8 protein-coding genes and 1 pseudogene are annotated in these 8,857 nt (G+C 46.5%); 4 read left to right on the top strand and 5 right to left on the bottom strand.

The genetic code is table 11. The annotated features are described in order from the left end of the window. Positions 1 to 277, top strand: a pseudogene (locus B5D40_RS16490) (hypothetical protein); the annotation flags it as partial. A gap of 15 nt (positions 278 to 292) precedes the next feature. Here B5D40_RS16490 and B5D40_RS15645 read toward each other — a convergent pair. The 5 genes from B5D40_RS15645 to B5D40_RS07825 all read right to left on the bottom strand — a co-directional run bounded on the left by B5D40_RS15645 (position 293) and on the right by B5D40_RS07825 (position 4,572). Beyond that, positions 293 to 529, bottom strand: a complete 237-nt coding sequence (locus B5D40_RS15645; protein ID WP_233134373.1) for a DUF6261 family protein — start codon at positions 527 to 529, stop codon at positions 293 to 295. Next, positions 454 to 786, bottom strand: a complete 333-nt coding sequence (locus tag B5D40_RS07840) for a hypothetical protein (protein WP_143394548.1) — start codon at positions 784 to 786, stop codon at positions 454 to 456. Before B5D40_RS07840 ends, B5D40_RS15645 begins: the two co-directional genes overlap by 76 nt. Before the next feature lie 125 nt (positions 787 to 911). After that, positions 912 to 1,040 carry a hypothetical protein gene (locus B5D40_RS16320; protein WP_255404491.1) on the bottom strand — a complete coding sequence of 43 codons (129 nt, stop codon included), beginning with the start codon at positions 1,038 to 1,040 and terminating at the stop codon, positions 912 to 914. A 1,111-nt stretch (positions 1,041 to 2,151) separates the two neighbouring features. Further along, positions 2,152 to 3,243: a GmrSD restriction endonuclease domain-containing protein gene (locus B5D40_RS07835; protein ID WP_078776474.1), complete on the bottom strand. Its 1,092-nt coding sequence runs from the start codon at positions 3,241 to 3,243 to the stop codon at positions 2,152 to 2,154. A gap of 357 nt (positions 3,244 to 3,600) precedes the next feature. Beyond that, positions 3,601 to 4,572 carry an adenine-specific methyltransferase EcoRI family protein gene (locus B5D40_RS07825; RefSeq protein ID WP_078776478.1) on the bottom strand — a complete coding sequence of 324 codons (972 nt, stop codon included), beginning with the start codon at positions 4,570 to 4,572 and terminating at the stop codon, positions 3,601 to 3,603. 763 nt (positions 4,573 to 5,335) lie between these two features. On the opposite strand from B5D40_RS07825, the gene B5D40_RS07820 reads away from it, so the two are divergent. The 3 genes from B5D40_RS07820 (at position 5,336) to B5D40_RS07810 (ending at position 8,712) form a co-directional block, all read left to right on the top strand. Next, on the top strand, positions 5,336 to 6,811 hold the full coding sequence (locus B5D40_RS07820; RefSeq protein WP_078776472.1) for a hypothetical protein: 1,476 nt from the start codon (positions 5,336 to 5,338) through the stop codon (positions 6,809 to 6,811). Next, positions 6,808 to 7,671 carry a hypothetical protein gene (locus B5D40_RS07815; protein ID WP_078776471.1) on the top strand — a complete coding sequence of 288 codons (864 nt, stop codon included), beginning with the start codon at positions 6,808 to 6,810 and terminating at the stop codon, positions 7,669 to 7,671. Before B5D40_RS07820 ends, B5D40_RS07815 begins: the two co-directional genes overlap by 4 nt. A gap of 72 nt (positions 7,672 to 7,743) precedes the next feature. Next, complete coding sequence (locus B5D40_RS07810; protein WP_078776470.1) at positions 7,744 to 8,712, top strand: hypothetical protein; 969 nt, start codon at positions 7,744 to 7,746, stop codon at positions 8,710 to 8,712. The last annotated feature ends 145 nt before the right edge of the window (positions 8,713 to 8,857 follow it).

The raw sequence follows: 8,857 nt of genomic DNA, 5'->3' as shown, positions 1-8,857 counted from the left end.
TTACTACCAGAAGAAAAAGGCTCACAAGCTTTTTTGCAAGAGGGCTGGCATCGAACCAATCAATGGTCACTTGAAGAGCGACCACCGCATGGGTCGCAACTTCTACAAGGGAATCTTTGGCGACATGCTCAATGCAAAGCTTGCTGCGGCAGCGTTCAACTTCAAGAGGGCCATGAGGCGCTTTTTTGCCCTGTTGGAATGGCTATACTGTTTTTGCCTTCTGTGGAACGGAATGAACAAAAAATGCGAACGTCCTTATCTTGCGTTCGCAAAGTGACTTTTTAAGGGCTGACTAATTATCGCTCACCTTTTTAAAAGTGTCCTCGGCTTCGCGGAGACTCTTCAAACAAGTGGCAACCCCTTCAAGAGATTCAATATCGGCGGAAAGTTCCGGGGCGTCAAAATCCCCCAGCATGCTTTCAATCAAAGAGAATTCGCTGGCGTAGCTCTTGTTCACAATCCCCTTGCCATATTTGGCAAAAACCGCCTGTAAATTTCTGGCTGCAGAGCGCTTCTCTTCGACGGGAATGACTGCATAGCCATCAAGAAGAGGCCCAGCTCCTTTACCGCTTTATCGCGAACGCTGTCGGCGTCATCCAATTTGCTTAAAATCCGGTTCTGCATGATAGCGTTCGTAATTTGTGCCGACAGGTATTCGATTTCCGCCATGGCAATCTTCAAAAAGGCATCCTTTTCAAGTTCGCCGAACTCTTTATACAGACGGATGACAGCTTCGCTTGCGCTATCGATTTCGGTAGTGCGCAATTTTGACGAAAGTTTTTTCAAGGTTTCCTCCATTTGTGAATGATTTGTTGAACGTGATTTGCATCACGCACCAGTATATTTACGCAAAAACGGCCCGCCCGGGCATAAGATTTTTGTAAAATCTTTTTAAGAAACAGCGAGCTAGCCTACGAGGAATGGGGAGAGAACCAACCGTCCACTTCATTGATCCAGCGCATGTCATCCGCCATCGCAAAAGGCAGTTTTTGCCCGCACTCTACCGCCCACAAAATGCGCTGCCAAATTCCCCTTTTCAAAAAGAATTCCGCTTGAAGCGCGTTCCGGCGTGTTCAAAGAAAAATCGTCCATCTGCACATTTTGTAGCCGTTTCCATTTGCCCACAAGCCCGCTGAAGATTTTCGGGCAGTTTTCCGTTTGCCCACAAACTGTCCGAGCAATTTTCCGATGTTTTTTGGGGATTTATATACAAAATTCCACCTCGATTTGCTTGGTTGGTGTGCTTCGACAGGCTCAGCAACCGGTTGTCGAACCATGGTTAGCGACTAGTAATCAGGAGGAGGTAGTTGGTAGTTGGGAGTTGAGGGTTGAAACTGACAACTGAAAACTAATAACTGATAACCGAATTCCCCCTTCTCGCTATGACGCAATATCCAATTCCACCCCACAAAACCAAAACTTCCCACCGCCAAGCGTGGCGGGGGATAGGGTGAAGGGAAAAGGGGCTGCCCATGAGTCTTAAGAGTTTTACTCTTTTAGACGAATTGTCCCTGGAAGGGAGCCTTTGCAAAAGCGTGCAAGGCGAATGTTGCGCAGCAAGCTTGCTTGCAGGCATTATCTTCGAGGAGACTAGTAGTATTCGTCATTGCGAACCCGCCAAGGAGAAAATCTGCCTCATTTGAAAGCGACCGTCACCCCGAACCCCAAAGGGGTTATACGACACTTGTCAATTTATTGACTTAGTGGAGTTATCCTCTATGTGGATATACGACACTTGGTAACTTTGTTACCTTAGTGGAGTTATACTCGAAGTGTAGAAGCAATCCTTTTCCCGCAGCCAAGATTGCTTCGGCTGCGCATCCCTGAAACTAGGAATCTCCGATTCCGTAGTTGAAGTATCCCTGGAAGGGACAATTCGTCTAAGGGAACAAGTTCCCAAGACTCATGGGGCTTTGCATCCCTGAAACTTGGAATCTTTGATTCCGTAGTTGAAGTATCCCTGAAAGGGACAATTCGCCTAAAGGAAGCAGAGCTTCCAAGGCTCATGGGGCTTTGCTCGCAATGACGAGGTGCCCATATGAATTGCTATGTCGCTGACGTTCCTCGCAATGACGGGTCGCTGGAACGAATATTCTTCGGGTGAATGCCGCGTCTCCGTCGTAAAAAACATCCCACAATCTACACTCCCCCTCACTTTCCGCTTTTTCGCCGGTTGCAATCCCGGCAAAGCATCTGGCAATTTTCCGGAACGGTTTTGCCGCCCGCGTGCCACGGCGTAATGTGATCCCCTTCCATCTGGGAAAGTTCAAAACGATTCCCGCAATGGGCGCAAATTCCTTTCTGCCGTTCGTATGCGGCGAGTTTCTGAGATTCCGTAAACGCGCGAATGGAAAGATATTTTTCGTCACCCGTCAAAATGAACGGATAAATTCCGGACTTTTTCGTCACATCGTCATCCAGCAAAAGGCGGGCCACTTCCCCGTCGATTTTCGCTCCGTCCAAAACTTCGTCCTTGTATTTTTTGTAAAGCGCGCCCCAGTCCACGCCCTTCATGATTTTCTTCCTTTCCTTCGTCGGTCGGAAGCTGGTTTCCACCCACGTCATCACCGACTGGAAAAATTGCCACAGCGAAGCCGCATTGGGATCGTGCTGGTGCTTTCCCATATAGCCTTCGATATCCCCGTCGGAAATCCACGCCAACGCCGTCTCCAGATATTCCTGCCGAATGGCGGAACCCGTCAAATAGTCGCCGCCGATTTTCGCCGCCGGACAACCGTTCTTGCTAAAATAGCGCTTGGCATCGTTTATAAAACTCCCCGGATAAACCGCATTGCGCAACTCCTGCTCCGTCAATTTCTCGCCCGCAATGTTAATCGTCTTGAACCACTTGAGTTTTTCGCTGTCGCTCCCGCTGCAAATATAAACCTGCAACTCGTAATTCAAAATCTTTTCCCGCTCGTCGTCCTGCAAGTTGTGAAAATAGCGGAACAGGTGGGCAAAATCGCCGTTCACATATTGGCAAATCGAAATGGTTCGCTGCTGCCCGTCAATTACTTCGTAAGTGCCGTCATCCCGCACCGCCCAATACATCACGTTCAGCGGAAACCCTTGCACCAACGTGTCAATGACCGCATCCCGCTGCTTTTCATTATAAACAAATTCACGCTGGAAAGGCGGACGGATATCCAGCTTTCCGCCAAAACCCACCACGCCGTTTTCCGCGTTGTCCCGGTAGCCCGCCGTCAAATCGCGGACGGTAATTTGATGCAGTTCAATTTTCATCTAAAACTCCTTTGAAATTTTTTTTGGTGGGGGCACGTCCCCCTCGCTCCAACTTTTCGTGCAGGCAAGCCCGCCCGAAAATTTTCCGCTACCCCCTGGCCTAGGGGACACCCCTAAAACCCCGAAGCCAAAGGAAACCGCCTTTTTATCAAATCCATGAAAAGCTACAGGGATGTCGCTTTCCCTAAACATCACGCTTTCCTTTGACGAATACAAATGCGAGCATAAGTAATTCTTCCTTTGATTTTTCCTTCCGAGCTTTTTATCATTCCGGGAATTGACGTCGCCGAACGAGAATTCTTGCATACTTGCTTTTGCCATTCACCACCGTATCTTTGGGATTGTTCATAAGCCCACTTATCGGCATCGACGGACGAGTATTCTGAAGTAAGGTCGCACTGCCCCCCCCCCATTTGTGCAGTATATTAAATCCTTACCATCGTTTCCTTTCCGAAACTCCACGATTTCAAACTGCTCCGGATTGAATTTATCCAAAAACGTAATCGGCACGCCCATCACGCCGTCGTAATCGCAGGGAATTTCGGCAACCTTGTCCACGTTGATAGCGTCGTAATTGTCGAATTTCGGATATTCTTCTGGCGTGTAATGCTTGTAAAGAATCAGATTCTCGTGGCGTTTGGGAATATCCAGATTGGTGAACCAGCAAATGTTTCCCATACTGCGCCATTTCTGCCCGCTTTCATCAATCCAGAAACGGTTGGATTTTTCTTCGTAGGAACTCGGAACCTTGAATGCCGCATAGGAAAGCGAACTTCCCAACCAAATTTTACTTTCCTTAAATAGCGGAAAAATTTCTTTATATGTAATTGCATTTTGGTTTCCGATGATCACGAACTTTTTCCCATATTCCATCAGCTGCGCCACGTATTCCCGAAAAAGCGAGAAGGGCGGATTGGTCACCACAATGTCCGCCTGTTTCAAAAGTTCAATGCACTCCCCACTGCGAAAGTCACCGTCCCCGGCAAACTGGTGAATGCCGATTTCTTCGGGATCGGGCACGCGGTTGTTGTTCTTGTCGCCAAAGTATTCCAGCCAAATCGCCCGCTCTGAATCGTTCTGGCTGAACAAATCCCGCTCCTGATTTTTGTAACAAGTCGTAATCAACTTTTTCAATCCCAGCTGCTCGAAATTGTAACTGAAGTAATGGAAGAAATTGCTCACCCGCGGGTCGTCGCAGTTGCAAAGGACGGTCTTGCCGCGGAAATGTTCCTTGTAATGTTTCAGCTCGTTTTCGATATCCGAAAGCTGCGTGTAAAATTCGTCTTTCTTGGCGTTCTTCGCCTGGTGCAGATTGCTGTTCTTGGTCATGGGCGCTCCAAGAGCCCGCTCCCATTCCGCACAGAACATCACATTTAAAAACAAAAAGGCGTGAAGTTGAATGCGCTTGTCGTCACTGCGGCCCTAGACATAAGCCTACCGAAAAACAAGCACAAACAACTCACGCCCCAAATAGGCGACAAAAAGCAAATTCCAAAAAACAGCCGAACGCCGTTCCGTTTTTGCCATTGCCGAAATACGCCTAAAAATGCAGCATCGATGCAGCATTCCCTTGCATATTCGCGTGAGCGTTCGTCTTATTCTCTTTCGGGTGAAATTGTCTAGGTTTCAGTGACGAGAATAAGAGCAAATACTCTAAAAAAATGTCTAGGGATAATATAAAATAATTCGGGAGCGGCATATTCCTCTCGAGTCATTGATAGTAGCGAAAGCACCCGGCGAGGCGCAATCCTTTTTTTTGCAGATAGGACTGCCTGCCCGCTTGCGCTCCTTGTGCAGGCTGTTGTTTTTACGTCATTGCGAACCCCGCAGGGGTGAAGCAATCCTTTTTTTTTGCAGACTAGATTGCCATGGAGCTTTGCTCCTCGCAATGACGAGGTGCCCATATGAATTGCTATGGCTTTGCACAATTCGCCTAAAGGAAGCAGAGCTTCCAAGGCTCATGGGTCGCTGGCGTTCCTCGCTGGGACGGATTACGTCCCCAAAAACTTGCCAAAACAAATAGCAAAGAATATATTTTAGATAAGCGAGATCCCCCCGTCGGATCTACGCGACAAACAATCCAGGAGTGCTAATGCCATTTACATCCGACCGCTTTTTAGACAAAGCCCATCTGGACTCCATCCAGGCAAATCTGAACCAAAATTCAACGGACTTTCTCGACGTGAACGAGCTAAATGCCCTGAAAAACTGTGCAGACTACGCCACCATCCAGTTTGTTCGGGGAAATTTACCAGCAACGGACTTTCCAGAAAGAGTCCTGGATTTTTTGGAAAAGGCGAAAAGAAACGAAACTCCCCAAACTTTTGAAGATATACGAGATATTTCAGAGCACCTCGCCCTTTTCGAGAAAAATCCCATTTTGAGCGATGTGAAGCGGGAAATCGTCCGGGGCATCCGGCAGAGGCTTGCAAACTATGCAGACGCTCTCGGCATCAATCCCTATAATGCAGACATCCGCGACAAAGAATGGGCGAACCGCGCTACCGCCTTCTCGGATAAAACAACCACAGGGAACCGAACTTCTCAAGTCATCCCCAACGACTTTCTGCAAGTCGATCTTCCAGAAGACCTTCCCCGTCGGGTTCAGGAATTCCAGGAAAACTACGACAACATCCTAAGTCTGCTTTTGGAGAAGGTCCAATTTGGTATCAACGAAATCACCGCTGCAGCCATTGCGGACCAAGTCCTGCGGGGTAAGGATTTTAGCGGACAGCAAGATGCCGCCAACTTTCTCTTAGAAAAGGCCCGGCGCTATTCGAAAAGCAAGTTCTTTGCCGAAAAAAATGCTTCGGATGACGTCATCTACACCCTCTACGACAATTACAACGCGCGGATGGTGAACGAATTCGGTGTCCTCGCCAGCAAAATTCTGCAACAAATCCGGATGGACGCTTTGAATAGGAAGCTACAGGGCATTGTCGAAAAAATGCAAGAAGCAGGGCAAATTACCCCAAATAAGTCCCTGTTGCGTTTAACAGAGGAAGACCGGCTTGCGCTTTTTAATGAACTTGCGGCCATATATAAGGCAAAACGCGCGGATGCGACGTGGCTCTACGAGATGAAAGACGTCCCGACCTATCTGAACATATTTGCCACGGATCCCTCCCAAAAAGCCCCTGGCGGCTACACGGTTCAAAAGGACGATGGTTATGAAGTAGGCATAAACTATCATTTACTCTCCCCCCAAGGTCCCTTCGTTTCGGACAGAATGAAGTCCGATCTTTTGCACGAATTCCGCCATGTATGGCAAAGGAACAATCCGGAGTGGAGTTCCCTCTACCATAGCGGTCCAAACAAGGAACATAATATTGACGTTGAATTTGACGCTTATGTGCAGCAGATGCATTTTGATGATTTGCTGGGCATTCCGGCGTCTGGACGCCCCATTGATGCGTTTCGGAAATTTTTTAAAGGAAATCCGCCAAATACCGCCACAAATAGGCTTTATCTAGCAAAATGGATCTATAATTTTTATGAAAACTATGCAAAAGGTTCTAACTACTTTCTTCCCTCATTAGACTATTACGAAGGAAAACTTTCCCAATGAACCACCTCTTTCAATGTTCCATTTTCCTTTTTGCCCTGTTCGCCCTGTTGGCAAATTCCCTGTTTGCTTTTGATCTAGAAAATTGCAAAGATTGCGTAATCAACATTGCACTCGAAGACTATCCCGACAAAGAGGATATACAGGATTCCAATTTCAAACAGCATTATTCGATACCCTGTTTTGACATTCTGGAATATGAAGGACTTAAGTGGGGGGGGATTTCTCCTACGAATCTTTTGGACCATTTCTTCTTGGAAAAAAAATCATCCCAATTAAGCGGTCTCGCCGGACGGTACAAGCTGCAAGACTCGACTCTTTACCTGACGGGGCTGGACATCTGTTTCTTTTTGCAAGCCGATGGTTTTTATCCAGACGAGAAATTCCATACAAAGGTTCCCTTGAACCTGTTGTTTCCCGGAGCGAAAGACAGCATCATGGCGTCTTTTGTCACTGGCTATATGAAGTACTCCTGTTTGAACTGTCAAACAAATGGAGACAGCACGAACTATATGAATATGGAAATCACTTTCGAACGCGGGAAAATCTCACATAAGGCATTCGTTTCGAATTCACCGATAAATCCCATTACAAAGAAGTATTTTCCATTGTGCGGCGGCTCTTTTAATGGAAAGTTCTGGTACTTGGACAACAAAAAAGAATACGATCTCATAGAGGAAGATTTCTTTCGTCTTGAGAAAAAATGGGACCATTTTTACAAGTATCCGCTGGACACAATCCAGTTCAAGGATTTGATCGATTCCCTTTCGCCCTATTACCAGAAGCACCGGCGGAACTATCTGGATTCCCTCGCAAAGGAAAAGCAGAAACAGTCTTCGGAGAAAAAGAAGAATGGCAAGTAGTGTGCATCTCCGACCCGTTTTTAGAATTGCTTTTCTCCTTTCGTAAATGATTCCATTTGAAGGTTTTTCCCAATGAATCACCTCTTTCGATGTTCCATTTTCCTCTTCGCCCTGCTCACCCTGTTGGCAAATTCCCTGTTTGCGTCTTCCTCTCCAGAAGAACCATTTTACCCATCCGAAGAAGATGTACAGGATTTCAACTTCAAGCGACATTATTTGTCTCCTTGTGAAGATATTCTAGAATACGGAGGCTATGAGTGGAAGGGATTGTTTTCTCCTATTCTAGAGGATTTCTTCCGAGAAAAATCCTCGCGGCCATTAAGCGGCATCGCCGGGCGATACAAGCTTCAAGACTCGACTCTTTACCTGACGGGTCTTGACATCTGCTTTTATGCACAAGTAGATGACGATAATCCGGCAAAAAAACATCGCACCAAAGTTCCCCTGAAAGTTCTATTTCCCGGAGCAAAAAAACAAGTTGCGGCCTCTTTTTTCTCGGATTTCACGGTTTTCTCTTGTTTGAATTGCCAAACGGATAAAAATGAAACCATTCACATCAATATGTACGCCAGCTTTCTTCGCGGAAAAATCAGTCACATGATGTTCAAAGCACATTCTCCGCTAAATCCTATGACAAAGACGCCTTTTATAGAAAGGGAGAAGGCTCTAACTGGATACATTTGGATTCAAAACTCGAAAGAAGAAATTCTTGCTGTAGATGATTTGCATCGTATAGGCCCAAAGGACGACCCCGATAAACTCGACACCCTCCAGTTCAAGGATTTGATCGATTCCCTTTCGCCCTATTACCAGATGCACCTGCAAAACTATATGGATTACCTTGAGAAGACACTAGAGAAACTGGATTCTTTGTCTATTTTGGCGTCAGAACACCGCTATAAGGAACTTAAACGATTTTTTGCAGAGAATCAAGCAGAAAATGCCAGAAATACATATAAAAAAGCACGAAGACTCTACGAGTCTTATAAATATAGCGGCAAACATTCTAGTTACATCAAACCGACTTTGGAACAAGACTAAAGGAAATTTTCCAAATGAAGCCTTCCTTGCGCAACCCCATTTTCCTCATCGCCCTGTTCGCCCTGTTGGCAAATTCCCTGTTTGCTTTTGATCTAGAAAATTGCAAAGATTGCGTAATCAACATTGCACTCGAAGACTATCCCGA

It is taken from the genome of Fibrobacter intestinalis, from assembly GCF_900167415.1.
GTDB lineage: Bacteria > Fibrobacterota > Fibrobacteria > Fibrobacterales > Fibrobacteraceae > Hallerella > Hallerella intestinalis.
Note: the sequence above shows the minus strand (reverse complement) of the source record. Positions and strands in the feature narration are given on the sequence as shown.

Excerpts from the sequence above, each read along its gene's own strand:
- B5D40_RS07815 (WP_078776471.1), top strand. The coding sequence starts at position 6,808 with ATGAACCACCTCTTTCAATGTTCCATTTTCCTTTTTGCCCTGTTCGCC.
- B5D40_RS07820 (WP_078776472.1), top strand. The coding sequence starts at position 5,336 with ATGCCATTTACATCCGACCGCTTTTTAGACAAAGCCCATCTGGACTCC.
- B5D40_RS07825 (WP_078776478.1), bottom strand. The coding sequence starts at position 4,572 with ATGACCAAGAACAGCAATCTGCACCAGGCGAAGAACGCCAAGAAAGAC.
- B5D40_RS07835 (WP_078776474.1), bottom strand. The coding sequence starts at position 3,243 with ATGAAAATTGAACTGCATCAAATTACCGTCCGCGATTTGACGGCGGGC.
- B5D40_RS07810 (WP_078776470.1), top strand. The coding sequence starts at position 7,744 with ATGAATCACCTCTTTCGATGTTCCATTTTCCTCTTCGCCCTGCTCACC.